This is a genomic window from Streptomyces sp. CoH27 (assembly GCF_020181035.1).
GTDB classification, from domain to species: domain Bacteria; phylum Actinomycetota; class Actinomycetes; order Streptomycetales; family Streptomycetaceae; genus Streptomyces; species Streptomyces camelliae.
In genome coordinates this window covers 169,948-196,535 of the sequence record NZ_JAIQYY010000011.1, presented here as the reverse complement: position 1 = coordinate 196,535, position 26,588 = coordinate 169,948, and the positions used below count along the sequence as shown (strand labels likewise).

The 26,588-nt window shown below is 70.1% G+C and carries 21 protein-coding genes; 14 read left to right on the top strand and 7 right to left on the bottom strand.

What is annotated here, in order from left to right:
* Position 1: 1 nt before the first annotated feature.
* From glpK to LE548_RS20230, 3 genes are all read right to left on the bottom strand, one after another.
* Positions 2-1,540 (bottom strand): glycerol kinase GlpK, encoded by a 1,539-nt coding sequence (glpK, locus tag LE548_RS20240; protein WP_225098300.1) that lies wholly within the window; start codon positions 1,538-1,540, stop codon positions 2-4.
* Positions 1,541-1,603: 63 nt separating this feature from the next.
* Entirely contained in the window at positions 1,604-2,398 is a 795-nt protein-coding gene (locus LE548_RS20235; RefSeq protein ID WP_225098299.1) for an MIP/aquaporin family protein, read from the bottom strand.
* 346 nt (positions 2,399-2,744) lie between these two features.
* Positions 2,745-3,509 (bottom strand): IclR family transcriptional regulator, encoded by a 765-nt coding sequence (locus LE548_RS20230; RefSeq protein WP_225098298.1) that lies wholly within the window; start codon positions 3,507-3,509, stop codon positions 2,745-2,747.
* Positions 3,510-3,849: 340 nt separating this feature from the next.
* Between LE548_RS20230 and metH the strand changes: the two genes are divergently transcribed.
* The 3 genes from metH to LE548_RS20215 all read left to right on the top strand — a co-directional run bounded on the left by metH (position 3,850) and on the right by LE548_RS20215 (position 10,323).
* A complete protein-coding gene (gene metH, locus LE548_RS20225) occupies positions 3,850-7,365 on the top strand; it encodes a methionine synthase (protein ID WP_225098297.1) in 3,516 nt (1,171 codons plus the stop codon).
* 208 nt (positions 7,366-7,573) lie between these two features.
* A complete protein-coding gene (locus LE548_RS20220; RefSeq protein WP_225098296.1) occupies positions 7,574-8,269 on the top strand; it encodes an HAD family phosphatase in 696 nt (231 codons plus the stop codon).
* A 449-nt stretch (positions 8,270-8,718) separates the two neighbouring features.
* The gene (locus LE548_RS20215) at positions 8,719-10,323 is read left to right on the top strand and encodes an ABC transporter substrate-binding protein (protein ID WP_225098295.1); all 1,605 of its coding nucleotides are present in this window, start codon (positions 8,719-8,721) and stop codon (positions 10,321-10,323) included.
* Positions 10,324-10,398: 75 nt separating this feature from the next.
* On the opposite strand, the gene LE548_RS20210 is transcribed toward LE548_RS20215, so the two are convergent.
* Positions 10,399-11,070, bottom strand: coding sequence for a response regulator transcription factor (locus LE548_RS20210; protein ID WP_067050555.1), 672 nt, complete (start codon positions 11,068-11,070; stop codon positions 10,399-10,401).
* Positions 11,071-11,084: 14 nt separating this feature from the next.
* On the bottom strand, positions 11,085-11,975 hold the full coding sequence (locus LE548_RS20205) for a RecB family exonuclease (RefSeq protein ID WP_225098294.1): 891 nt from the start codon (positions 11,973-11,975) through the stop codon (positions 11,085-11,087).
* A 178-nt stretch (positions 11,976-12,153) separates the two neighbouring features.
* Here LE548_RS20205 and LE548_RS20200 point away from each other — a divergent pair, with 178 nt between their 5' ends.
* From LE548_RS20200 to LE548_RS20190, 3 genes are all read left to right on the top strand, one after another.
* Positions 12,154-13,710 (top strand): site-2 protease family protein, encoded by a 1,557-nt coding sequence (locus LE548_RS20200; RefSeq protein ID WP_225098293.1) that lies wholly within the window; start codon positions 12,154-12,156, stop codon positions 13,708-13,710.
* Between the two features lie 38 nt (positions 13,711-13,748).
* Positions 13,749-14,648 carry a tRNA (adenine-N1)-methyltransferase gene (locus LE548_RS20195; protein WP_225098292.1) on the top strand — a complete coding sequence of 300 codons (900 nt, stop codon included), beginning with the start codon at positions 13,749-13,751 and terminating at the stop codon, positions 14,646-14,648.
* Positions 14,649-14,871: 223 nt separating this feature from the next.
* Positions 14,872-15,444: a hypothetical protein gene (locus LE548_RS20190; RefSeq protein ID WP_225098291.1), complete on the top strand. Its 573-nt coding sequence runs from the start codon at positions 14,872-14,874 to the stop codon at positions 15,442-15,444.
* 31 nt (positions 15,445-15,475) lie between these two features.
* Here the strand turns inward: LE548_RS20190 and LE548_RS20185 are convergent, their stop codons facing one another.
* A complete protein-coding gene (locus tag LE548_RS20185) occupies positions 15,476-15,778 on the bottom strand; it encodes a ferredoxin (protein WP_225098290.1) in 303 nt (100 codons plus the stop codon).
* Between the two features lie 539 nt (positions 15,779-16,317).
* Between LE548_RS20185 and arc the strand changes: the two genes are divergently transcribed.
* The 6 genes from arc (at position 16,318) to LE548_RS46075 (ending at position 22,695) form a co-directional block, all read left to right on the top strand.
* Positions 16,318-18,084 (top strand): proteasome ATPase, encoded by a 1,767-nt coding sequence (gene arc, locus LE548_RS20180; RefSeq protein WP_225098289.1) that lies wholly within the window; start codon positions 16,318-16,320, stop codon positions 18,082-18,084.
* Positions 18,085-18,326: 242 nt separating this feature from the next.
* Positions 18,327-19,838 (top strand): depupylase/deamidase Dop, encoded by a 1,512-nt coding sequence (gene dop, locus LE548_RS20175; protein WP_361191123.1) that lies wholly within the window; start codon positions 18,327-18,329, stop codon positions 19,836-19,838.
* 173 nt (positions 19,839-20,011) lie between these two features.
* Entirely contained in the window at positions 20,012-20,230 is a 219-nt protein-coding gene (locus LE548_RS20170) for a ubiquitin-like protein Pup (protein ID WP_225098288.1), read from the top strand.
* Between the two features lie 201 nt (positions 20,231-20,431).
* Positions 20,432-21,277: a proteasome subunit beta gene (gene prcB / locus LE548_RS20165; protein WP_225098287.1), complete on the top strand. Its 846-nt coding sequence runs from the start codon at positions 20,432-20,434 to the stop codon at positions 21,275-21,277.
* A gap of 63 nt (positions 21,278-21,340) precedes the next feature.
* The gene (prcA, locus tag LE548_RS20160) at positions 21,341-22,096 is read left to right on the top strand and encodes a proteasome subunit alpha (protein WP_225098286.1); all 756 of its coding nucleotides are present in this window, start codon (positions 21,341-21,343) and stop codon (positions 22,094-22,096) included.
* Between the two features lie 251 nt (positions 22,097-22,347).
* Positions 22,348-22,695: a GNAT family N-acetyltransferase gene (locus LE548_RS46075; protein WP_225098285.1), complete on the top strand. Its 348-nt coding sequence runs from the start codon at positions 22,348-22,350 to the stop codon at positions 22,693-22,695.
* On the opposite strand, the gene LE548_RS20150 is transcribed toward LE548_RS46075, so the two are convergent.
* Positions 22,692-23,708, bottom strand: a complete 1,017-nt coding sequence (locus LE548_RS20150; protein ID WP_225098284.1) for a LacI family DNA-binding transcriptional regulator — start codon at positions 23,706-23,708, stop codon at positions 22,692-22,694. The two genes, LE548_RS46075 and LE548_RS20150, sit on opposite strands and share 4 nt — an antisense overlap.
* 245 nt (positions 23,709-23,953) lie before the next feature.
* On the opposite strand from LE548_RS20150, the gene LE548_RS20145 reads away from it, so the two are divergent.
* Complete coding sequence (locus LE548_RS20145; protein ID WP_225098283.1) at positions 23,954-25,213, top strand: MFS transporter; 1,260 nt, start codon at positions 23,954-23,956, stop codon at positions 25,211-25,213.
* A 9-nt stretch (positions 25,214-25,222) separates the two neighbouring features.
* Positions 25,223-26,584, top strand: coding sequence for a Pup--protein ligase (gene pafA / locus LE548_RS20140; protein ID WP_225098282.1), 1,362 nt, complete (start codon positions 25,223-25,225; stop codon positions 26,582-26,584).
* Positions 26,585-26,588: the final 4 nt, after the last annotated feature.

Here is a 26,588-nt window from a genome sequence, read left to right as displayed (position 1 = left end):
CTCAGTCCTCGTCCTCGATCCAGCCCATGGTCCGGTCGACGGCCTTGAGCCAGTTCTTGTACTCACGGTCGCGGGTCTCCGCGTCCATGCGGGGGGTCCATTCGGCGGCCCGGCGCCAGTTGGCGCGCAGTTCGTCGGTGCTGGACCAGAAGCCGACGGCCAGGCCGGCGGCGTAGGCGGCGCCGAGGCAGGTGGTCTCCGCGACCATCGGGCGCACCACGGGCGCGTCCAGGACGTCGGCGAGCGTCTGCATCAGCAGATTGTTGGCGGTCATGCCACCGTCCACCTTGAGCGCCACCAGTTCATCGCCGGAGTCCTTGACCATGGCGTCGGCGATCTCCCGGGTCTGCCACGCGGTGGCCTCCAGGACGGCGCGCGCGAGGTGCGCCTTGGTGACGTACCGGGTGAGACCGGCGATCACACCGCGGGCGTCGGAACGCCAGTGCGGGGCGAACAGGCCCGAGAAGGCCGGCACGAAGTAGGCACCGCCGTTGTCCTCGACCGAGAGCGCGAGCGTCTCGATCTCGGCGGCGGTGGAGATGAGGCCCATCTGGTCGCGCATCCACTGCACCAGCGAGCCGGTGACGGCGATCGAGCCCTCCAGGGCGTAGACCGTCGGCTGCTCGCCGATCTTGTAGCCGACCGTGGTCAGCAGACCGGCGTAGGAGTTGATGATCTTGTCGCCGGTGTTCATCACCATGAAGGTGCCGGTGCCGTAGGTCGACTTGGTCTCGCCCTCGGCGAAGCAGCACTGGCCGAACAGGGCCGCCTGCTGGTCGCCGAGCGCGGAGGCGACCGGGATGCCGCCGAGCAGCTCGCCGAGCTTGCCGCCCTTGATCTCGCCGTAGACCTCGGCGGAGGAGCGGATCTCGGGCAGGATCTGCAGCGGCACGCCGATCGACTCGGCGATCTTCTCGTCCCACTGCATCGTGTGCAGGTTCATGAGAAGGGTGCGGGAGGCGTTGGTGACGTCGGTGACGTGCTTGCCGCCGTTGACGCCGCCGGTCAGGTTCCAGATGACCCAGGTGTCCATGGTGCCGAAGAGGATGTCGCCCGCCTCGGCGCGCTCCCGCAGCCCCTCGACGTTGTCGAGCAGCCAGCGGGCCTTCGGACCGGAGAAGTACGACGCGAGCGGCAGACCGGTCTCGCGGCGGAAGCGGTCCTGGCCGACGTTGCGGCCCAGCTCCCGGCAGAGCGCGTCGGTGCGGGTGTCCTGCCAGACAAGGGCGTTGTGGACGGGCTCACCGGTGTTCTTGTCCCACAGCACGGTCGTCTCGCGCTGGTTGGTGATACCGATGGCCTTGATGTCGTCACGGGTGATGCCGGCCTTCTGGATGGCCCCGGCGACGACTTCCTGGACGTTGGTCCAGATCTCGTTGGCGTCGTGCTCGACCCAGCCCGGCTTGGGGAAGATCTGCTCGTGCTCCTTCTGGTCGACGGAGACGATCCGGCCGTCCCGGTCGAAGACGATGCAGCGCGAGGAGGTGGTGCCCTGGTCGATCGCGGCGATGAAGGGGCCTGCGGTGTGGGCGTCGGTCACTGTGTGCTCCTGAAAGATCCGTGGTGAGGGGCGGTACGTACGGCGCGTGCTGCGAGGCGTGTGCTAGGCGAAGGCGACGTTGTAGATGCCTGCGGCGATAGCGGCGCCGATCAGCGGGCCGACCACCGGGATCCAGGCGTAGCTCCAGTCGGAACCGCCCTTGTTGGGCAGCGGCAGCAGGGCGTGCACGATGCGCGGGCCGAGGTCACGGGCCGGGTTGATCGCGTAGCCCGTCGGACCGCCGAGCGACAGACCGATCGACACCACCACGAGCGCGGTGACCAGACCGCCGAGGACACCGAGGCCGTTGCCCTTGTCGTTCAGGCCCTGCGTGAGGACCGCGAGGACCAGCACCACGGTGCCGATGATCTCCGTGGCGAGGTTCTGCGCCACGTTCCGGATCTCCGGGCCGGTGGAGAAGATGCCGAGGACCGGGCCGGCGCCCGTCTCCTGGGCCTCGACGGCCTTGGCCGCCGTGTCCTGCGCGCCCGGACCGCCGACGATCTCCTTGTCGGTCAGGTGGGCGTGGAACTGGCCGTAGTAGGCGACCCACACCAGGGCCGCACCGATCATCGCGCCGAGCAGCTGGCCGGCGAGATAGACCGGGACGTTGCTCCAGTCGCTGTTCTTGATGGCCAGGGCGACGGTGACGGCGGGGTTCAGGTGCGCACCGGAGAGGGGTCCGGAGATGTACACGGCCGTCAGAACGGCGAAGCCCCACCCGAAGGTGATGGCGAGCCAACCGGCGTTACGGGCCTTGGAGGCCTTGAGCGTGACGGCCGCGCAGACGCCGCCGCCGAGCAGGATGAGTATGGCGGTACCGATGGTCTCGCCGATGAAGATGTCGGAGCTGGACACCCGCGACTCCTTTGTCCTTCGTCCAGGGTTGGCCGAACCCCGGGTCCCACCGGGGGTTCAGGCGCCCTCGGGGGTGAGAGCGATGCCGGCCCTTGGCGTTGTCACACTCTAGCGCGTATTGCCGGTAGGTGTTCGACAATGCCGACCGATGGACGGGAGTCTTGCTTCGGCCTTACGCATGCGTCAAGGGTTCTGTTATCGAAAACAGGATCGTTATTGATCGCATCCAGCTATCACTCTTCGAGTGCAGTCGTGAGCTCTTGTCCGATATGTCCACTTCAGGGTAGGGCGAGAACCGGAACGCCGCCCGGCGTTCCGGTCAACCCCCAGTAGGGAGAACGGGCGCTCAGAACCGTCCCGCGCCCAAGTCCCTGGAGACCGCGCGGGCGCAGTCGCGCACCGCCGCGATCAGCTCGGGCCGCAGCTCGCCGTCCGGGCGCAGCCGCTCCACGGCGCCGGTGATACCGACCGCACCCACGGGCATCCGGCGCCGGTCGTGGATGGGCGCGGCGATGGACGCCACGCCCTCCCAGGTCTCCTCCACGTCGGCCGCGTAGCCACGCGCGCGCGTGAGGTCGAGGAGATGCTCGAAGTCGTCCCAGTCGGACACCGTGCGGTCCGTGAAGGCCTTCCGCTCGGTCTCCAGCGCCTCGCTGTGCGCCACCGGGTCGTACGCCGAGAGCACCTTGCCCAGCGCCGTGGAGTGCAGCGGCTGCATGGCGCCGATCTCCAGCACCTGCCGGCTGTCGTCGGGCCGGAAGACGTGGTGCACGATCAGCACGCCCTGCTGGTGCAGGACGCCCAGATAGACGCTCTCCCCGCTGGAGCGGGCCAGGTCGTCGGTCCACACCAGGGCCCGCGCCCGCAGTTCGTGCACGTCCAGATAGGTCGTGCCGAGGCGCAGCAGCTCCGCGCCCAGCTGATAGCGCCCGGAGGTGTCGTCCTGCTCGACGAAGCCCTCCTGCTGGAGGGTGCGCAGGATGCCGTGGGCCGTGCCCTTGGCGAGGCCCAGCGACGAGGCGATGTCCGACAGGCCCAGCCTGCGCTCGCCGCCCGCGAGCAGCCGTAGCATCGCGGCCGCCCGTTCGAGCGACTGGATGTTCCGTGCCATCGCCGTCCTGCCTCCGTCCCCTTCGACTGCCGACGAACCTCCGGCGAACGCCGCCGTGCCGTCGGCCGGTGCCGACCGCGTCGGCACCGTCTGCATGTCCTGCTACCCAGCGTTCGGCAATGTCGAACACTACCGGTCCATGCCGACCTCCCGCTAATGGTCGGTCGACACCTGTTACATCACACGTGGCCCGAGTGTGACGCGAGCGCCACCCGAGTCCGCCTCGTGGACGGCGCTGCCCATCCAAGCCGACTGCCGGTTACTCTGACGCCGTGCGGCATCCCGCCGGTACATCGGGACACCGCATAGCCGACAGCCGTCGCACTTAGGGAGCCCCTTCATGGCCTCGTTGCCGCCGTCCCCTTCCGCCGACAGCCGGACCCGGGTGTCCGCGCTCCGAGAGGCACTCGCCACCCGTGTGGTGGTCGCCGACGGAGCCATGGGCACCATGCTCCAGGCCCAGGAACCCACGCTCGACGACTTCCAGCAGCTTGAGGGCTGCAACGAGATTCTCAACCTGACCCGCCCCGACATCGTGCGCTCGGTGCACGAGGCGTACTTCTCGGTGGGCGTCGACTGCGTCGAGACCAACACCTTCGGCGCCAACCACGCGGCGATGGCGGAGTACGAGATCGCCGACCGCGTCCACGAACTGTCCGAGGCCGGCGCCCGCATCGCCCGCGAGGTGGCCGACGAGTTCTTCGCCGGGGACGGCCGCCGGCGCTGGGTCCTCGGCTCCATCGGCCCCGGCACCAAACTGCCCACCCTCGGCCACATCGGCTACACCGTCCTCCGGGACGGCTTCCAGGCGAACGCCGAGGGCCTGCTGACGGGCGGCGCCGACGCCCTGATCGTGGAGACCACCCAGGACCTCCTGCAGACCAAGGCCTCCGTGCTGGGCGCCCGGCGCGCGATGGAGCGCCTCGGCGTGGACGTCCCGCTGCTGGTGTCCATGGCCTTCGAGACCACCGGCACCATGCTGCTGGGCTCGGAGATCGGCGCGGCCCTGACGGCGCTGGAGCCGCTGGGTATCGACATGATCGGCCTGAACTGCTCGACGGGCCCGGCCGAGATGAGCGAGCACCTGCGCTACCTCACCCGGCACTCCCGCATCCCCCTGCTGTGCATGCCGAACGCGGGCCTGCCGGTGCTGACCAAGGACGGCGCCCACTTCCCGCTCGGCCCCGAGGGGCTGGCCGAGGCCCAGGAGAACTTCGTACGGGACTACGGGCTCTCCCTGATCGGCGGCTGCTGCGGCACCACCCCCGAGCACCTGCGTCAGGTGGTCGAGCGCGTCCAGGGCGTGACCCCGCCCGCGCGCGACCCGCGCCCCGAGCCGGGCGCGGCCTCGCTCTACCAGACCGTCCCGTTCCGTCAGGACACCTCCTACCTGGCGATCGGCGAGCGGACGAACGCGAACGGGTCGAAGAAGTTCCGTGAGGCCATGCTGGAGGCCCGCTGGGACGACTGCGTGGAGATGGCGCGCGAGCAGATCCGCGAGGGCGCGCACATGCTGGACCTGTGCGTGGACTACGTCGGCCGGGACGGCGTGGCCGACATGGAGGAGCTGGCCGGGCGCTTCGCGACCGCGTCCACGCTGCCGATCGTGCTGGACTCCACCGAGGTCGACGTCATCCAGGCCGGCCTGGAGAAGCTCGGCGGCCGCGCCGTGATCAACTCGGTGAACTACGAGGACGGCGACGGCCCGGAGTCCCGCTTCGCACGCGTGACCAAGCTGGCGCAGGAGCACGGTGCCGCGCTGATCGCGCTCACGATCGACGAGGAGGGCCAGGCGCGCACCCCCGAGAAGAAGGTGGAGATCGCCGAGCGGCTGATCGCCGACCTGACCGGGAACTGGGGCATCCATGAGTCGGACATCCTCATCGACACCCTGACCTTCACCATCTGTACCGGTCAGGAGGAGTCCCGCAAGGACGGCATCGCCACCATCGAGGCCATCCGGGAACTCAAGCGCCGCCACCCCGAGGTCCAGACCACCCTCGGCCTGTCGAACATCTCCTTCGGCCTGAACCCGGCCGCCCGCATCCTGCTCAACTCCGTCTTCCTGGACGAGTGCGTCAAGGCGGGCCTGGACTCGGCGATCGTCCACGCGTCGAAGATCCTGCCGATCGCCAGGTTCAGCGAGGAAGAGGTGCAGACGGCCCTCGACCTGATCCACGACCGCCGCAGCGAGGGCTACGACCCCCTGCAGAAGCTCATGCAGCTCTTCGAGGGCGCCACCGCCAAGTCGCTGAAGGCCGGCAAGGCCGAGGAACTGGCCGCCCTCCCGCTGGAGGAGCGCCTCAAGCGCAGGATCATCGACGGTGAACGCAACGGCCTGGAAGCCGACCTGGACGAGGCCCTCGTCGAGCGTCCGGCCCTGGACATCGTCAACGAGACCCTCCTGGACGGCATGAAGGTCGTCGGCGAACTCTTCGGCTCCGGCCAGATGCAGCTGCCGTTCGTGCTGCAGTCCGCCGAGGTGATGAAGGCTGCCGTGGCCTACCTCGAACCGCACATGGAGAAATCGGACGCCGACGGCAAGGGCACCATCGTGCTGGCGACCGTGCGCGGCGACGTGCACGACATCGGCAAGAACCTGGTCGACATCATCCTGTCCAACAACGGCTACAACGTCGTCAACCTGGGCATCAAGCAGCCCGTCTCCGCGATCCTGGAGGCGGCCGAGGAGCACCGGGCCGACGTGATCGGCATGTCCGGTCTGCTGGTGAAGTCCACGGTGATCATGAAGGAGAACCTGGAGGAGCTGAACCAGCGCGGCCTGGCCGCACGCTTCCCGGTCATCCTCGGCGGCGCCGCCCTGACCCGCGCCTATGTCGAGCAGGACCTGCACGAGCTCTACGAGGGCGAGGTCCGCTACGCCCGTGACGCCTTCGAGGGCCTGCGGCTGATGGACGCCCTGATCGGCGTCAAGCGCGGGGTCCCCGGAGCCAAGCTGCCCGAGCTCAAGCAGCGCCGGGTGCGGGCCGCGGCCGCAGTCGAGGTCGAGGAGCGGCCCGAGGAGGGCCACGTCCGCTCCGACGTCGCCACCGACAACCCCGTGCCGACCCCGCCGTTCTGGGACACCCGGATCGTCAAGGGCATCCAGCTCAAGGAGTACGCGAGCTGGCTGGACGAGGGCGCCCTGTTCAAGGGCCAGTGGGGGCTCAAGCAGGCCCGCACCGGCGAGGGACCGTCGTACGAGGACCTGGTGGAGAGCGAGGGGCGCCCGCGGCTGCGCGGTCTGCTGGACCGGCTCCAGACGGAGAACCTCCTCGAAGCGGCCGTCGTCTACGGCTACTTCCCCTGTGTCTCCAAGGACGACGACCTGATCATCCTGGACGAGCGGGGCAACGAACGCACCCGGTTCACCTTCCCGCGCCAGCGCCGGGGCCGCCGGCTGTGCCTGGCCGACTTCTTCCGCCCGGAGGAGTCGGGGGAGACGGACGTCGTCGGCCTCCAGGTCGTCACCGTCGGCTCCCGCATCGGCGAGGAGACGGCCAAGCTGTTCGAGGCCAACTCCTACCGTGACTACCTCGAACTGCACGGCCTGTCCGTGCAGTTGGCGGAGGCGCTCGCCGAGTACTGGCACGCCCGCGTCCGCGGCGAGCTGGGCTTCGCCGGCGAGGACCCGGCCGAGATCGAGGACATGTTCGCCCTGAAGTACCGGGGCGCCCGCTTCTCGCTCGGCTACGGCGCCTGCCCGAACCTGGAGGACCGCGCGAAGATCGCCGAGCTGCTCCAGCCGGAGCGGATCGGGGTCCACCTGTCCGAGGAGTTCCAGCTGCACCCCGAGCAGTCCACGGACGCGATCGTCATCCACCACCCGGAGGCGAAGTACTTCAACGCCCGCTGAGCCCTCCGGGGCTCGGCAGGGGGCGCCGGGGGATCTCCGCGCGCATGCCGAAGAGCCCCCTGGCCTGCGCCCGCGTGTTTCACGGGGTACCCCCTGGCTCCAGTGATAAACGAGGCGCTTCGGGCGCGCGCGACGTACACTTGTCGGCCCACCGCAGGCCGGTTCCCGCACGGGAACCGGCCTGCTCGTCCCCCAAGGAGGTGCGTGGATGACAGCCACGGTCCCCGCGCTCGGAACCCGTACGGCCGAAGGCTCGACGCTGCAGGCGGTGCTCCTGGACATGGACGGCACCCTGGTGGACACCGAGGGCTTCTGGTGGGACGTCGAGGTCGAGGTCTTCGCCGCCCTCGGCCACACCCTGGACGAGTCCTGGCGGCATGTCGTCGTCGGCGGGCCCATGACCCGCAGCGCCGGGTTCCTCATCGAGGCCACGGGTGCCGACGTCACCCTCGCCGAGCTCACGACGCTGCTCAACGAGGGCTTCGAGGACCGCATCGGCCGCGCCCTGCCACTCATGCCCGGCGCCGCCCGGCTGCTCGCCGAGCTGCACGAGCAGGCCGTTCCCACGGCCCTGGTCTCGGCCTCCCACCGGCGCATCATCGACCGTGTGCTGGGCATGCTCGGCCCCCAGTACTTCGCCCTGTCGATCGCGGGCGACGAGGTCTCGCGCACCAAGCCCTACCCGGACCCGTATCTGCTCGCCGCGGCGGGGCTCGGCGCCGACCCGGCCCGCTGCGCCGTCGTCGAGGACACCACGACCGGGGTCGCCGCCGCCGAGGCCGCGGGCTGCCGGGTGGTCGCCGTACCCTCCGTCGCCCCCATCGCCCCGGCCGCGGGACGCACCGTGGTGACCTCTCTGGAAGAGGTCGACCTGGCATTTCTGCGGGGCCTGATGGCGCCCTGATGACGGAAATGCGTCAGCTGTTCACGGGGGGTATCCCAATGATCGCGCTGGACATATTTCCGGGGAAGTACACCGGAGTGGAATTCGTGGCCGGGCGCGCGGCCGAATTCCACTGAGTGCCCGCACAGTTGGGAGTGTGACGTTCCCCACCCCGGCGGGCCTCGACAACCCTGCGCGAGTGTGCTGGTCGGCCCTGTTCGGGGGGCGAGGGCCGGTCCTTGTGTCCCGATTGGGGGGAAGCTGCACTAATCCTGCCGCTGTCGGGTTTTCGGTGTGTCCACAGCCGGTTTCACTGCGTGATGGCCGGTCAACTCGCGGGGCCGTGAACCCTCCTGCGGGCGCGGACTAATCTCATCGCGAGAACATCGCCGTAACCCCCCGCGTTTCCGCCGCCTCCACCCCCTGCGTGCCGGATACACGGACCCGAACAGCTCTGGAGAAACTCCCGCATGAACCGTAAGACTTTGGTGCTGCCGGCGGTGGCCGGCCTGCTCACCCCGGTTCTCGCCGCGTGCGGCGGATCCGGCAGCGGGGGCAAGAACGGCGACGCGATCGTCGTCGGCACCACGGACCGGTTCACCGCCACCAGCGATGCCCCTGCGCCCCTCGACCCGGCCTACGCCTACGACGTCGGCACCTGGAACATCCTGCGGCAGACCGTGCAGACGCTGATGACCCTGCCCAAGGGCGAGGGCGACCTGGTCCCGGACGCCGCCGAGAGCTGCGGCTTCACCGACAGCGGCAGCGAGCGCTACGCCTGCAAGCTGCGCGACGGACTGAAGTTCGCCAACGGCGACCCGGTGACCGCCCAGGACGTGAAGTTCTCCATCGAGCGTGCCCTGCACCTCAAGGCCGACAGCGGCGTCTCCTCGCTGCTGAACACCATCGACACGATCGAGACGCAGGGCGACAAAGAGGTCATCTTCCACCTCAACGCGGCCGACGCCACCTTCCCGTACAAGCTGTCCACCCCGGTCGCGGGCATCGTCAACCCGAAGGACTACCAGCAGGGCAAGCTGCGCGACGGCTTCTCGCTGGACGGCTCCGGTCCCTACACGTTCCAGGCCGACGTCAAGGACAACGCGATCGTCAGCGCCACCTTCACCAAGAACCCTTCGTACAAGGGCGCGGTGACGGTGAACAACAACAAGGTCGTGATGCGCTCCTACGACTCCGCCGGCGCCATGGGCGCGGCGATCGACAAGGGCGACATCGACGTCATGACCCGCACCATGGACCCCGCGCAGATCCAGAAGCTGGACGCCGGCACCGGCAACAAGGTCGACCTGGTGGAGATGCCGGGCCTGGAGATCCGCTACCTGGCCTTCAACACCGACGCGACCAGCGTGAAGTCCAAGGCCGTCCGCCAGGCCATGGCGCAGCTGATCAACCGCGGCGAACTGGTCTCCAAGGTCTACGGCACCCAGGCCGAGCCGCTGTACTCGCTGGTCCCGGCGACCATCACCGGTCACTCCAACTCGTTCTTCAACAAGTACGGCAACCCCAGCGTCGCCAAGGCGAAGGACCTGCTGACGAAGGCCGGCATCACCACCCCGGTGAAGCTGACGCTGCACTACACCACCGACCACTACGGCTCGGCCACCAAGCAGGAGTTCGAGGTCCTGCAGAAGCAGCTCAACGACAGCGGCCTGTTCGACGCCTCCATCCAGGGCCACCCCTGGGACCAGTTCCGGCCCGCCGAGAAGAAGGGCCAGTACGACGTCTACGGCATGGGCTGGTTCCCCGACTTCCCCGACGCCGACAACTTCCTCGCGCCGTTCCTCGACGCGGACAACACCCTCGGCTCGCCGTACTCCAACCCCACCATCGAGCACACGCTGATCCCGGCGTCCCGTCGCGAGGCCGACCGGGCCGCCGCCACCAAGAGCCTGACCTCGATCCAGGACACCGTCGCCGACGACGTCCCGATCCTGCCGCTGTGGCAGGGCAAGCAGTACGTCGCCGCACGGGACGACATCACGGGTGTGGCGTACGCCCTCAACTCCTCCTCGACGCTTCAGCTGTGGGAGCTCGGCCGTGGTGTGAGCGGCTGACCTGACGCCGGCTACGGCACGGGCGCCCTTCTCCACGGGAGAGGGGCGCCCTTCGCCGTCGTACGCTCCTGGTGCCTACTGTGCGCCGGGGCGGACGAGCCCGCTCTCGTACGCGTACACCGCCGCCTGCACCCGGTCCCGCAGGCCCAGCTTGGTCAGCACATGCCCCACATGCGTCTTCACGGTGGTCTCGCTGACGAACAGGTCGGCGGCGATCTCCGCGTTGGACAGGCCGCGCGCCACCAGCTTCAGCACCTCCACCTCACGGTCGGTGAGGGTGTGCAGGGTGTCCGGCACCGGCTCCTCGCCGGACGGCAGATGCGTGGCGTACTTGTCCAGCAGCCGGCGCGTGATGCTCGGCGCCAGCATCGCCTCCCCGGCCGCGACCACGCGGATCGCCTGCACCAGCTCGTTGGCGGGGGCGTCCTTCAACAGGAAGCCGCTGGCCCCGGCGCGCAGCGCCTCCACCACGTACTCGTCGAGATCGAACGTGGTCAGTACGAGCACCTTCGCCGGGCCGGACCGGTCGGGCCCGGTGATCTGCCGGGTCGCCTCCACCCCGTCCATCCGCGGCATACGGATGTCCATCAGGACGACGTCCGGCTGCAGGGCCCGTACCTGATCGAGGGCCTGCAGGCCGTCACCGGCCTCGCCCACGACCGCGATGTCCTGCTCGGCCTCCAGGATCATCCGGAAACCCGTACGCAGCAGGGGCTGGTCGTCGACCAGTAGGACGCGGATGGCCACGTGACACTCCTTCGCTAGTCCGGGCCCATTCTGCCCTGCGACCCCGCCTCGGACTCGGGCGCCCTCACCGGGAGCGGATAGGGCGGGGGAGTGCCGCCGAACTCCGGGCAGTGCGCCTGGTGGTCGCACCAGCCGCACAGCTTGGTCGGGCGGGGGCGCCACTCGCCGGTCTCCGTGGCCTGCCGGATGGCGTCCCACAGCGCGTGCAGCTTGCGCTCGACCCGCTCCAGATCGGCGCGGACCGGGTCGTACGTCAGCACGTCCCCGCTGCCCAGATAGACGAGCTGGAGGCGGCGCGGCACGACCTGCTTCAGCCGCCACACCACGAGTGCGTAGAACTTCATCTGGAACAGCGCGCCCTCGGCGTACTCGGGCCGGGGTGCCTTGCCCGTCTTGTAGTCGACGATCCGCACCTCACCCGTCGGCGCCACATCGACCCGGTCGATGATCCCGCGCAGTCGCAGCCCCGACTCCAGCTCGGTCTCGACGAACAGCTCCCGCTCGGCGGGCTCCAGCCGCGTCGGGTCCTCCAGCGTGAACCAGCGCTCCACCAGCTGCTCGGCCTCGGCCAGCCAGCGCGCCAGCCGCTCGCCCTCCGGATCGTCGGCGAACAGCTCGGTCACCTCCGGCCGGCTCTCCCGCAGCCGGTCCCACTGCCCCGGGATCAGCGCCTTGGCTTTCGGCGCGGTCCGCTCCGCGGCGGGCGCGTCGAACAGCCGCTCCAGCACGGCGTGCACCAGCGTGCCTCTGGTCGCCGCCTCGCTCGGCTTCTCCGGCAGCCGGTCGATCACCCGGAACCGGTACAGCAGCGGACACTGCATGAAGTCGCCGGCCCGGGAGGGCGACAGGGAGGTGGGCGCCATGGCGACGCGTTCGGCCGCCGCGTCCTCGAAGCTGCTGTCCATGCCCACAGACCTTACGGCCCACCACTGACAGTGACCCACTCCCCGCCCGCGCCGCCCGCGCAACTGCGGGGCGAACACCGGGGGTGCCGGGGCGAAACGTGCCGCGACGGCCGCATACCATCGACCTCAGACCCTTCCGCCCGGCAGGCGCGGAAGACGCTTCGAACGAGGGGACACCGTGGACGTGAGCGGCGGGAGCGGGCAGCCGCGGTCCGGCAACGACGAGCCGGCCGAGCACCCCGCAGTTCCTACGGCCCCGACGACCGCCCCCGCCGACCAGCCCGACACCCCCGGCACGGGCCGCTCCCCGGACGACGAGGGGGACGCCCGCGGCGAGGCTGCCCGGGGCGGGAACACCGAGGCCGGGAGTACCGAGGCCGGGAGCACCCAGGGCGGGGACGCGAGGGACGGGGATTCCCCCGGCAAGGACGCCAAGGACGGGGATTCCCCCGGCCGGAACACCACCCTCGCCGACGACACGGCCACCCCTGCCGACAAGCACCGGGACGCGTCCCCCTCCGAGCACCGCTCCCTCGCTCACTCCGGTATCGCCAAGGGCGAGCCGCCGCAGCCGCGGCCCAAGGAGCCGGGCGGGGGCATTCTCATGGGGCGGCCCTTCGGGGTGCCGGTGTACGTGGCGCCCAGCTGGTTCCTCGTCGCCGTGCTGATCACCTGGGTGTTCGGCGGCCAGCTCGACCGCGTGCTGCCCGAGCTGGGCGCCGCCCGCTATCTGGTCTCCCTGTTCTTCGCCGTCGCGTTCTACGCCTCTGTGCTGGTCCACGAGCTGGCCCACACGGTCGCCGCGATCCGCTTCAAGCTCCCGGTGCGCCGCATCCAGCTCCAGTTCTTCGGCGGTGTCTCCGAGATCGAGAAGGAGGCCGAGACCCCGGGCCGGGAGTTCGTGCTGGCCTTCGTCGGGCCGCTGCTCTCCCTCGTCCTCGCCGGCCTGTTCTACCTCGCCCTGAAGCCCGTCGAGCCCCGCTCCGTGCCCGGTGTCCTGCTCGCCGGGCTGATGATCTCCAACCTGATCGTGGCGGCCTTCAACCTCCTGCCCGGCCTGCCTCTGGACGGCGGCCGTATGCTCCGCGCCGTCGTCTGGAAGATCACCGGCAGGCCGATGAGCGGCACCATCGCCGCCGCCTGGGTCGGCCGCGCCCTCGCCGTCGCGGTCCTGATCGGCCTGCCGCTGATGAACCGGTCCGGCGCGCTCGGCGGCGACGGCACCCAGGTCAGCGGCATGGACACCGTCACCGACGCCCTGCTCGCCGCCATCCTCGCCGCGATCATCTGGACCGGCGCCGGCAACAGCCTGCGCATGGCCCGGCTCCGCGAGCACCTCCCCGAGCTGCGCGCCCGCACCCTCACCCGGCGGGCCGTACCCGTGCAGACCGACACCCCGCTGTCCGAGGCCCTGCGCCGGGCCAACGCCGCCGGCGCCCGGGCCCTGGTCGTGGTCGACGCCCACGGCAACCCGATCTCCCTGGTCCGCGAGGCCGCCATCGTCGGCGTACCCGAACACCGCCGCCCCTGGGTCGCGGTCAGCGGCCTCGCCCAGGACCTCACCGAGGGCATGCGCGTCTCCGCCGAGCTGGCCGGCGAGGACCTCCTGGACGTCCTGCGGGCCACCCCGGCGACCGAGTACCTGGTCGTGGAGGAGACCGGCGAGATCTACGGCGTGCTGTCGGCGGCGGACGTGGAGCGCGCCTTCGTGAAGGCCATGGCCAGGCCGTCGTAGTGGTCGGCGGCCCCCACAAACCCCGGTAGTCTGTTCACATGTCCGAACCGACCGGTGCCGCCCGCAGGCGCGGGCCCTTCAAGGTCGGGGACCAGGTTCAGCTGACCGACCCCAAGGGCCGCCACTACACGTTCACGCTCGAAGCCGGGAAGAACTTCCACACCCACAAGGGCTCCTTCCCGCACGACGAACTGATCGGTGCTCCCGAGGGCAGCGTTGTCCGCACCACCGGCAACGTGGCCTATCTCGCGCTGCGCCCCCTGCTCCCCGACTACGTCCTGTCCATGCCCCGCGGGGCAGCCGTCGTGTACCCGAAGGACGCGGGGCAGATCCTCGCCTTCGCCGACATCTTCCCCGGCGCGCGCGTCGTGGAGGCCGGCGTCGGCTCCGGCTCGCTCAGCAGTTTCCTGCTGCGCGCCATCGGCGACCAGGGCATGCTGCACTCCTACGAGCGCCGCGAGGACTTCGCGGAGATCGCGCAAGCGAACGTGGAGCGCTACTTCGGCGGCCCGCACCCCGCCTGGCAGCTCACCGTCGGCGACCTCCAGGACAACCTGTCCGACACCGACGTCGACCGCGTCATCCTCGACATGCTCGCCCCCTGGGAGTGCCTGGAGGCCGTCTCCAAGGCGCTGGTCCCCGGCGGCATCCTGTGCTGCTACGTGGCCACCACCACCCAGCTCGCCCGGACCGTGGAGTCCATCCGGGAGATCGGCTGCTTCAACGAGCCGACCGCCTGGGAGACCATGATCCGCAACTGGCACATCGAGGGCCTGGCCGTCCGCCCGGACCACCGGATGATCGGCCACACCGGCTTCCTGCTCACCGCCCGCCGCCTCGCGGACGGCGTCGAGCCGCCCATGCGCCGCCGCCGCCCCGCCAAGGGCGCCTACGGCGAGGACTACGCCGGTCCCAACGCCGACGGAGGCGGCCGCTGACGCGGCCGCGTACCGCAGCCAACGTACGGGCGCTGCGGCCGAGTTCCCGGAAAGCCTCCGGAACTCGGCCACAGCGCCTTTCTGTTGGCAGGGGTGCCACAAACCGAGCAATCCCGGCGGCCCGTGTTCGTAACCTCGGACCCCGCCGTTCCCCCGGGTTGTGACGTGTGGCACCATGCTGGCCACCCCCCCACCGGCACAGCCCTCACAGGAGACACTCCTCGTGCAGCAATCCGCCGTTCCGGAGCTCGCCCACACCCACACCAGGCCCATCCACTGGGTCGCCACCGCCACGGCCGTCGCCGGCGTCGTGGCCCTGTCCTCCGTCGTGCAGCCCGGCTCGGCCACGGCCGCCACCGGCGCACAGCCCAAGACCGTCCATGTGGCCGTCGCACCGCCCGGCACCAACGGCGTGGAGTTCCCGCTGAACTGCGGCCCGGTGAAGGCGGTGGTGGCGAAGCAGGCCAGCGGGGACCTGGACGGCGACGGCAGACCGGAGACGGTCGCGGTGGTGCACTGCGACTCCTCCATGGGCACCCCGCCGGACGGGGTCTACGTCATCACCCGCCCGTCCGACGGCGGCACGCCCCGCGTGGTCGCCACGCTCGTGAAGCCGCAGGACCGGCTGACCGTCACGGACTTCTCGCTGCGCGCGCGTGCGGTCGGCGCGACCCTGCTCGGCTACTCCTCGGACGCCGTGCCCAACTGCTGCCCGGACCTGAAGACCCCGGCCAAGTGGCAGTGGAACGGCAGCGCGTTCATACGCTCCTCGCCCGGAGCGGCCCGCGGCGTCTGACCCGGACGCCCGGCACCGGGCCCGGCCGGACTCACTCCGCGTCGGGCCCGTACACCTCGACCTTGTCCGAAACGCGGCGCACATGGATGCACTCGCCGGGACACTCCTTCGCCGAGTCCACCACGTCCGTGAGCAGCGGCAGCGGTACGGGAGTCGTCGCCCCCGCGGACTGGAGCAGCTCGTCGTCCGCGCCCTTCACATAGGCCAGCCCGTCGATGTCCAGCTCGAACACCTCGGGGGCGTACTGGGCGCAGATCCCGTCGCCGGTACACAGGTCCTGGTCGATCCAGACCTCCAGCGCCTCGCCGCCCGGGGCCTCCTGCTGCACGGTCACTTCTCCTGCCCTTCCGGTTCGCCGGGCGGCCGGGGCCTGGCGCCGGCCGGGTCCGCTCCAGCGGCTGTCGAACGTCCCTCGACCCTACCTCCGCCGCATTTGGGCCTTGTTCCGCCGGTGACCGGGTTTCCGCCCGATCCCGCTCGGGTACGACCGCCCGACCGGGATCGGGGAGTCCCGGCCAGGACGGGGGAGTCCCGGCCACAGGAACGACCACTTCAGGCCGGACCGGCGGTGACACCGTCCGCCCGGACCGTCGCTCTGCGTGATGATCGTAAGAGCGTGCCGCGGGCTGCCCGCGTGCGGGCCGACCGGCCCGGACCGGTCAACTCCGGCCATCCTTGAAGGGTTTCGACCACGCGATGCCTGGAACAAACCGCTTCCACATCACGTTGAGTGGGTATCCCCTCCGTGCGAGGGAGAGCGCACCGGGTGACCGACGACACACCTTGACAGTCTTGGTGATCTAGGGGTTTCAATCGACACCCACCCAGGTAGGGTCTGGAAGCGTCCAGCTCCCCTTGGAGGAGGTGAGGACCGTGGCAGCCCACGACGACGACATGAACCGCGGCATCCGCCCGGGACGAGGGTCCGACGACCCGGCCGGGCAGATCGCCTACCTTGAGCAGGAGATCGCCGTCCTGCGACGCAAGCTCGCCGACTCTCCGCGACACACGAGGATTCTCGAAGAGCGGATCGTCGAGCTGCAGACCAACCTGGCCGGCGTGTCCGCCCAGAACGAACGACTGGCCAACACCCTCCGCGAGGCCCGCGACCAGATCGTGGCCCTCAAGGAGGAGGTCGACCGGCTCGCCCAGCCGCCGGCCGGCTTCGGAGTCTTCCTGCAGGCGAACGAGGACGGCACCGCCGACATCTTCACCGGCGGCCGCAAGCTCCGGGTGAACGTCAGCCCGAGTGTCGACCTGGACGATCTGCGGCGCGGCCAGGAGGTCATGCTCAACGAGGCGCTCAACGTGGTCGAGGCCATGGAGTTCGAGAGCGTCGGCGACATCGTCACCCTCAAGGAGATCCTGGAGGACGGCGAGCGCGCCCTCGTGCTGGGGCACACCGACGAGGAACGGGTGGTGCGGCTCGCCGAGCCGCTGCTCGGCACCACCATCCGCGCCGGCGACGCCCTGCTGCTCGAACCCCGCTCCGGCTACGTCTACGAGGTCGTGCCCAAGAGCGAGGTCGAGGAGCTCGTCCTCGAAGAGGTCCCGGACATCGGCTACGAGCAGATCGGCGGTCTCGGCAACCAGATCGAGGCCATCCGCGACGCGGTCGAGCTGCCGTACCTCTACCCCGACCTGTTCAAGGAGCACGAGCTGCGGCCGCCCAAGGGCGTGCTGCTCTACGGGCCGCCCGGCTGCGGCAAGACGCTCATCGCCAAGGCTGTCGCGAACTCGCTGGCCAAGAAGGTCGCCGAGGTCACCGGCCAGGCCGCGGGCAAGAGCTTCTTCCTGAACATCAAGGGTCCCGAGCTGCTCAACAAGTACGTCGGCGAGACCGAGCGGCAGATCCGTCTCGTCTTCCAGCGGGCACGGGAGAAGGCCAGCGAGGGCACCCCCGTCATCGTCTTCTTCGACGAGATGGAGTCCCTCTTCCGCACCCGTGGCTCCGGCGTCAGCTCGGACGTGGAGAACACCATCGTCCCGCAGCTGCTCGCCGAGATCGACGGTGTCGAGGGCCTGCAGAACGTGGTCGTGATCGGCGCCTCCAACCGCGAGGACATGATCGACCCGGCCATCCTGCGCCCCGGCCGGCTCGACGTGAAGATCAAGATCGAGCGGCCGGACGCCGAGGCGGCCAAGGACATCTTCGGCAAGTACCTCACCGAGCGCCTCCCGCTGCACTCCGATGACCTCGGCGAGCACGGCGGCGACAAGGCCACCACCGTCCAGAGCATGATCCAGACGGCGGTCGAGCACATGTACGCCGAGTCCGAGGAGAACCGCTTCCTGGAGGTCACCTACGCCAACGGCGACAAGGAAGTCCTCTACTTCAAGGACTTCAACTCCGGCGCCATGATCGAGAACATCGTCGGACGCGCCAAGAAGATGGCGATCAAGGACTTCCTCGAAAAGAGCCAGAAGGGTCTCCGCGTCTCCCACCTGCTCCAGGCCTGCGTGGACGAGTTCAAGGAGAACGAGGACCTGCCCAACACCACCAACCCGGACGACTGGGCCCGGATCTCCGGAAAGAAGGGCGAACGGATCGTGTACATCCGTACGCTCATCACCGGAAAGCAGGGCGCGGACACCGGACGCTCCATCGACACGGTGGCGAACACCGGTCAGTACCTGTAGAAGCAGGGCGGCTGCGGGTGCCCTCACCGGGTACCCGCAGCCCTCTGTTTTTCTGGCCGACACGGGCCACGACCGGAGCAGGCAATGACGCAAATGATCTCCCCACCAGCGCAAAGGCGTTCTAGGCTCGTTCCTACCGCCGAGTCGCGCAGTGCGGGGACGGGCACCGCACACGCACCGGAGCGCCAGCGGTACGTGAGCGGCGCCCACGACCGAGGGTGCCGCCGGGCAAGGAGGGCCGCATGACCGTACGGCGAGTAATGGGCATCGAGACGGAGTACGGGATCTCCGTCCCCGGCCACCCCAACGCCAATGCCATGCTCACCTCGTCCCAGATCGTCAACGCCTACGCGGCGGCGATGCACCGGGCCCGCCGGGCCCGCTGGGACTTCGAGGAGGAGAATCCGCTCCGGGACGCGCGGGGCTTCGACCTCGCCAGGGAGGCCGCCGACGCCAGCCAGCTCACCGACGAGGACATCGGCCTCGCCAATGTGATCCTCACCAACGGCGCGCGGCTGTACGTCGACCACGCCCACCCCGAGTACAGCGCCCCCGAGGTGACCAACCCGCGCGACGCCGTGCTGTGGGACAAGGCCGGCGAGCGCATCATGGCCGAGGCCGCCGAGCGGGCTGCGCAGCTCCCCGGCGCCCAGCCGATCCACCTTTACAAGAACAACACCGACAACAAGGGCGCCTCCTACGGGACGCACGAGAACTACCTGATGAAGCGGGAGACCCCCTTCTCGGACATCGTGCGCCACCTGACGCCGTTCTTCGTCTCCCGTCAGGTCTTCGCCGGAGCGGGCCGCGTCGGCATCGGCCAGGACGGGCACGAGCACGGCTTCCAGCTCAGCCAGCGCGCGGACTACTTCGAGGTCGAGGTCGGCCTGGAGACGACGCTGAAGCGCCCGATCATCAACACCCGCGACGAGCCGCACGCCGACGCCGAGAAGTACCGCCGGCTGCACGTGATCATCGGCGACGCGAACCTGTCCGAGATCTCGACGTACCTGAAGCTGGGCACGACCGCCCTGGTGCTCTCCATGATCGAGGACGGTTTCATCGCGGTGGACCTGGCGGTCGACCAGCCCGTGCGCACCCTCCACCAGGTCTCCCACGACCCCGGCCTCAAGCGCCTGGTCACGCTCCGCAGCGGCCGCACACTCACCGCGGTCCAGTTGCAGATGGAGTACTTCGAGCTGTCCCGCAAGTACGTCGAGGAGCGCTACGGCGCGGACGCGGACGAGCAGACCAAGGACGTTCTGAGCCGCTGGGAGGACACGCTCAACCGGCTGGAGAACGACCCGATGAGTCTGGCCGGCGAGCTGGACTGGGTCGCCAAGCGGGAGCTGATGGAGGGCTACCGGCGCCGCGACGGCCTCGACTGGGACGCCGCCAAGCTCCACCTCCTCGACCTCCAGTACGCCGACGTACGGGCCGAGAAGGGCCTCTACAACCGTCTGGCGGCCCGCGGACGCATGAAGCGGCTGCTGGACGAGTCCGAGGTCGACCGGGCCCGTACGAGGCCGCCGGAGGACACGCGCGCGTACTTCCGCGGCCGCTGCTTGGAGCAGTACGCGGACGACGTGGCCGCCGCGAGCTGGGACTCGGTCATCTTCGACCTCCCCGGCCGCGACTCCCTCCAGCGCGTCCCAACCCTGGAACCGCTACGCGGAACGCGAAATCACGTCAAGGAGCTGCTGGACCGCTGCCGCACGGCGGAAGACCTGGTCAGGGTGCTGTCGGGCGGCTGAGAGCGGCCGGCGGGGTACCCGTTCCAGCCCGGGCGGACAGGGTGGAAATCCCACCGCCCGGGAATCATCGAGGTGGTCCCCGCACGTTGTGGAAACTGCGGGGACGATGTCGGACCCGGCTTGTAGGGTCTGATCATCACCGATCGGCAGGCGAACTGAGCGGGGTGAGGGTTATGTCAACCAAGGACACCGGCGGCGGCCAGCAGAAGGCCACACGCTCCACCGAAGAGGTCGAGGAGCAGGCGCAGGACGCGCAGGCCCAGGGAGACCTCAAGGAGCGCCACGAGAAGCTGTCCGACGACGTGGACTCCGTCCTGGACGAGATCGATGACGTCCTGGAGGAGAACGCCGAGGACTTCGTGCGCTCCTTCGTACAAAAGGGCGGACAGTAGCCCGTCCTTGCCTTCGAATCAAAGGTTCGAGGGTGGGGGAGTCGTGAGTGGCCGATGAGCGGACGACGAAGCGCTGCTCGCGGCCGGAGGAGTCCGGTCCGCGAGCAGTCTTCGTTCCCGGCACAGGGTCCGCCGGGCATGTGGATCACCGCCCCGACCCGGGTAGGGTCCGTGGCATATCGCTTACGTGGAAGGAAACTTGTGGAAGCCAATACTCGTGGCACCGGGCGTCTACCAGCTGCCTTCCTGACGCCAGGCTCTTCTTCGTTCATGGACTTCCTCTCCGAGCACCAGCCCGAGCTGCTGCCCGGCAACCGGCAGCTGCCGCCCACCCAGGGCGTGATCGAGGCGCCGCACGGCACGACCATCGTGGGCGTGACGTTCCCCGGAGGCGTGGTGCTCGCCGGTGACCGGCGGGCGACGATGGGCAACGTCATCGCCCAGCGGGACATCGAGAAGGTGTTCCCGGCGGACGAGTACTCGGCGGTCGGCATCGCCGGCACCGCGGGTCTCGCCGTGGAGATGGTCAAGCTCTTCCAGCTGGAGCTGGAGCACTTCGAGAAGGTCGAGGGCGCCCAGCTGTCTCTGGAGGGCAAGGCGAACCGGCTGTCGACGATGATCCGCTCCAACCTCGGCATGGCCATGCAGGGCCTCGCCGTGGTCCCCCTCTTCGCGGGGTACGACCTGGACCGCGAGAAGGGGCGCATCTTCTCCTACGACGTCACGGGCGGCCGCAGCGAGGAGCACAACTTCGCGGCGACGGGCTCCGGCTCGATCTTCGCGCGCGGTGCGATGAAGAAGCTGTTCCGTGACGACCTGACCGAGGAGCAGGCCACCACGCTGGTGGTCCAGGCCCTCTACGACGCGGCAGACGACGACTCGGCGACCGGTGGTCCCGATGTCGCCCGCCGGATCTACCCGATCATCACCGTGATCACCGAGGACGGCTTCCGCCGGCTCACCGAGGACGAGTCCTCGGAGCTCTCCCGCGCGGTGCTCCAGCGCCGCCTGGAGGAGCCCGACGGCCCCAAGGCCGCCCTGCTCTGAGGCAGCGGCCCCGGTTCTTATCAAGGTGATCCAGTGACCATGACAGAAAGGGACGGATAACCGGTGTCGACGCCGTTCTATGTCTCACCCCAGCAGGCCATGGCCGACCGGGCCGAGTACGCCCGCAAGGGCATCGCCCGCGGCCGCAGCCTCGTCGTGCTGCAGTACGCCGACGGCATCGTGTTCGTCGGCGAGAACCCGTCCCGCGCGCTGCACAAGTTCAGCGAGATCTACGACCGGATCGGCTTCGCCGCCGCCGGCAAGTACAACGAGTACGAGAACCTGCGCATCGGCGGCGTCCGCTACGCCGACCTGCGCGGCTACACCTACGACCGCGACGACGTCACCGCCCGTGGCCTCGCCAACGTCTACGCCCAGACGCTGGGCACGATCTTCTCCTCGGCCGCCGAGAAGCCGTACGAGGTGGAGCTGATCGTCGCCGAGGTGGGGGAGACCGCCGAGGGCGACCAGATCTACCGGCTGCCGCATGACGGCTCCATCGTGGACGAGCACGGCTCGGTCGCGGTCGGTGGCAACCCGGAGCAGATCAGCACCTATCTGGACCGCGAGCACCGCGACGGCATGACCCTGGCCGAGGCGCTGCAGCTCGCTGTGAAGGCCCTGTCCCGCGACCCCAACGGCACCCAGCGGGAGATCCCCGCCGATCGCCTGGAGGTCGCGGTGCTGGACCGCACACGTCCGCAGAAGCGCAAGTTCAAGCGCATCGTCGGCCGCCAGCTCGCCCGTCTGCTGGAGGCGGACGGCGGGGCCACCGAGGCGGAGACCGCCGAGGAGCCCGAGGAGTCCGGGGAGGAGTAGCCCGCCACCCCCTGCCGCTCAGGTGTGCCCCGGCCGCAGTCCCGGCCGGGGCACAGCGGTGTCCGGGCACGGAAGACCCGGATGCCGTCGGCCCGGCGCGTCCGCGAGACTCCCGGCATGACGACCGACTTCCAGGCGCGCCGTGCGGTCCCCCTCGGGCGCACCCGAACCGGCCCGGCTGCGCTGGGCCTTCAAGCAGGAGGACCACGAGGGGCCGCGGCGGGAACCGGGTCCGGTGGGAACCGGGTCCGGTGGCCGAGGCCGACCGGTGGATCGCCGAGCGGCCGGCCGACGGCCGCCGGCAGGCGTGGGTCGCGGAGCACGCGGGCACCCTGCACGGTCATGTCTTCCTGCACCTCGTGGAGCGCGTCCCCGAGCCGTACGAGGACAACACACCCTTCGGGTACGTGACGAACCTCTACGTCACCGCGGACCACCGCGGCCGCGGCCTGGGCGCCCGTCTGCCGGCCGCCCTGCGCGCGCACGCCCGCGAGCAGGGTCTGGAGGTCCTGATCGTGCGGCCGTCGGAACGCAGCGTCCCGCTCTGCCGCCGCTCCGGCTTCGAGCCGTCCGCCGAGGTGCTGGAAAGCCGGGCCTAGGCGCCCGGTGGAGGGGCCGTGGAGGCACGGACGACCAGCTGGACCGGGATGTCCCCGCCGTCGGGCTCCTCGCCCTCCAGGACCGCCAGCAGGGCCCGCATGCCCCGTTCGCCGAAGAGCTCGGCGTCCAGTCGTACCGTCGTCAGCTCGGGGTCGATGGCGGTGGCCAGGGCGAGGTCGTCGAGGCCGGTGACCGAGATGTCGTCCGGGATGCGCAGGCCGAGCCGGCGGGCGGCCTTGTAGGCGCCGGCGGCGAGCTTGTCGTCGTCGCAGACCACCGCCGTCGGCCGGGGGCCGGGCAGCCGGAGCGCGGCCTCCGTCGCGGCCAGGGCGTCCTCGATGGAGATCGGGGCCCTGGCCGTACGGACCTGTGTGCCCGGCACGGCCGCCATGCGTGCCGCGAGCTCGCGCGCGCGGATGTCGAAGGTCCAGGAGGGCACGTCCGCGGCGAGATGCAGCACCCGGCGGTGGCCGAGGCCCAGCAGATGGTCGGTGACCTGGCGGACGCCGTCGGCGATGTCCAGGTTCACGGTGGCCGCGCCCAGGCTGCCCTCCGGGTCGCTGTCGAGCATGACCAGCGGCAGCTGGTCGCCGCGGATCGCGGTGAGCGCGTCGGCGGCCATGGAGGAGGCGATGACACCGTCCAGCGCGGCCTGCGCGGAGGCGAAGGGGTCGCGGGCCGGGCCGACGCCCTCGGGGGAGGGGTACAGGACGACCCCGAAGCCGTTCTCGGCCGCCACGCGCGCGGCGCCCGTGTAGACGCCCGCGAAGAACTCCGTCGTCAGCGCGGGCACGACCAGCAGGACCGTGCGGGTGCGGCCGAGCCGGAGGTTGCGGGCGGCAAGGTTGGGGCGGTAGCCGAGGTCGCGCGCGGCCTCGCGGACCCGCTCGGCGGTGGCCTCGGAGACACGGCCGCGCCACTTGTCGCCCAGCACGAGGGAGACGGCGGCCTGCGAGACCCCGGCCGCCTGGGCGACGTCACGGCTGGTCGGGCGCGTACTGCTGCGTGCCACCGCGGGTGCGCTCCCTTCTTTTTGGGTCGTTCGCCTCCGGGCGCTCTCAGCCGGTGTTCGAGAGCGCGACCGTGCTCAGCCCTTCGGGCCTCCGCGCGCTCGCGCCCCCCGACACCGGCGCGCCCTCCGGCTCACTCCCGTCGTCTGGACGTCCGAACAGCGCACATGGTACGTATGAAGACGGAAGTTATACGTAACACGTCGGGTCGTCGAGGCGTCCCGGGGGGAGCCGTTGGAGGCGGTACATGGCCACCGGATACCTGGAGATACTCCGGGCGCGGCACGCGCTGCGGCTGCTCACCGGCACCCTGGTGGGCCGGCTGCCCAACGCCACCGCCGCGATCGCCCTGGTGCTGTTCGTCCGCGCCGAGGGCGGCACGTACAGCCTCGCCGGCGCCCTCGCGGCCGTCTACGGCGTCGCCAACGCGGTCGGCCAGCCGGTGCTGGGCCGGCTCGTGGACCTGCACGGCCAGCCGCGCGTCCAGCTGCCCGCCGCCCTCCTCGCCGCCCTCTCCATGACCGTCTTCGCCCTGTCCGGCACCGACCCGCTGCCGCTCGCCTACGCGTCCGTCGCCGTGGCCGGGCTGTTCGCCCCGCCCCTGGAAGGCGGCCTGCGCGCCCTGTGGCCGTCGGTGCTGCGCCGCGAGGAGCAGGTGCACACCGCGTACGCCATGGACGCGATCGCGCAGGAGGTCATGTTCACCGTGGGGCCGCTGCTGGTGACCCTGTGCGTGTCCCTGTGGGACGAGCGTGCCGCCCTGCTCGTGCTGAACCTCCTGGGCGTCCTCGGCGCGCTCTCCGTGGTCGTCTCGCCGCCCTCGCGCGCGTGGCGCTCGGCCCCGCGCGAGGCGCACTGGCTCGGCGCCCTGCGCTCGCCCGGCCTGCTCGCCCTGCTCGGCGCCTTCCTGTTCATCGGCATCGCGCTGGGCTCCATCACGGTCGCGTCGGTGTCGTACGCCGACGGACACGGCGGCGACGCGGTCTACGGCTGGATGATGGCCGGGCTCGGCCTCGGCGCGCTCGCCGGCGGTACGGTCTACGGCGCCCGCCGGTGGGCCGGTGCGCCCGAGCGGCGACTGCGGTTCCTGGTGGCCCTTCTGGCGGTGTGTTACCTGCCGCTGACGCTGGTGCCGGGCGCGGTGGCCATGGTCCTGCTCACGGTCCTGTCCGGAGTGTTCCTCGCACCCTGTATCGCCTGCGCGTTCATCATCGTCGACCGGCATGCGCCCAGCGGGACCGTCACCGAGGCGTTCTCCTGGCTCGTGACGACGTTCACCGTGGGCGCCTCGGTCGGCACGGGCCTCGCGGGACCCGTCGTCCAGGCCGGCGGCACGGTGTGGGGCTTCGCCGTGCCCGGTGTCGCGGGGGCCGTGTCCCTGCTGGTCCTGCTCGCCACCGCACGGGTCCTCGCAGCTCCCGCGTGCGGCGAGGTCGTTGCGGCTTCATCGGAAAATGATCCAAATCGTGCTGTCGAACCCCGTTTCAGCTCAGGGGATCGGGCGTAATGTTCAGTCATGGACCGCCGCATTTTCGGGCTGGAGAACGAGTACGGCGTCACGTGCACGTTCAGGGGACAGCGCCGCCTGTCGCCTGACGAGGTGGCGCGGTACCTCTTCCGCCGTGTCGTGTCATGGGGCCGCAGCAGCAATGTCTTTCTGCGAAACGGCGCCCGGCTCTATCTCGACGTGGGCTCACATCCGGAATACGCGACCCCCGAATGTGACAACGTGATCGAACTGGTCACCCACGACAAGGCCGGCGAGCGCATTCTCGAAGGACTCCTGGTGGACGCGGAACGACGCCTGCACGAGGAGGGAATCGCAGGCGACGTCTACCTGTTCAAGAACAACACCGACTCGGCGGGCAACTCCTACGGCTGCCACGAGAACTATCTGGTGGCCCGGCACGGGGAGTTCTCCCGGCTCGCGGACATCCTCATCCCCTTCCTGGTCACCCGGCAGCTGCTGTGCGGCGCCGGCAAGGTGCTCCAGACCCCGCGCGGCGCCGTGTACTGCGTCAGCCAGCGCGCCGAGCACATCTGGGAGGGCGTCTCCTCGGCCACGACCCGCTCGCGGCCCATCATCAACACGCGCGATGAACCGCACGCGGACGCCGAGCGCTACCGCCGGCTGCACGTCATCGTGGGCGACTCGAACATGTCCGAGACGACCATGCTGCTCAAGGTCGGCGCGACCGACCTCGTGCTGCGCATGATCGAGGCGGGCACCGTGATGCGCGACCTGACCCTGGAGAACCCGATCCGGGCGATCCGCGAGGTCAGCCACGACATCACCGGCCGCCGCAAGGTCCGCCTGGCCAGCGGCCGGGAGGCGTCCGCGCTGGAGGTGCAGCGCGAGTACTTCGACAAGGCCGTGGACTTCTGCGACCGCCGGGGCATCCGCACCGGCACCGTCGCCCAGGTCCTGGAGCTGTGGGGCCGCACCCTCGACGCGATCGAGGCCGAGGAACTGGACCGCATCGCCACCGAGATCGACTGGGTCATGAAGTACAAGCTCATCGAGCGGTACCGGGCCAAGCACAACATGACCATGTCGCACCCGCGGGTCGCGCAGATAGACCTCGCCTACCACGACATCCATCGCCGCCGCGGCCTGTACTACCTGCTGGAGCGCAAGGGCCAAGCCGCGCGGGTCTGCAACGACTTGAAGATCTTCGAGGGCAAGTCGGTTCCCCCGCAGACCACTCGGGCCAGGCTGCGCGGCGACTTCATCCGCCGCGCCCAGGAACAGCGCCGGGACTTCACGGTCGACTGGGTCCACCTCAAGCTCAACGACCAGGCACAACGCACCGTGTTGTGCAAGGACCCGTTCCGTTCCGTGGACGACCGGGTGGAGAAGCTCATCGCCGGAATGTGACGAA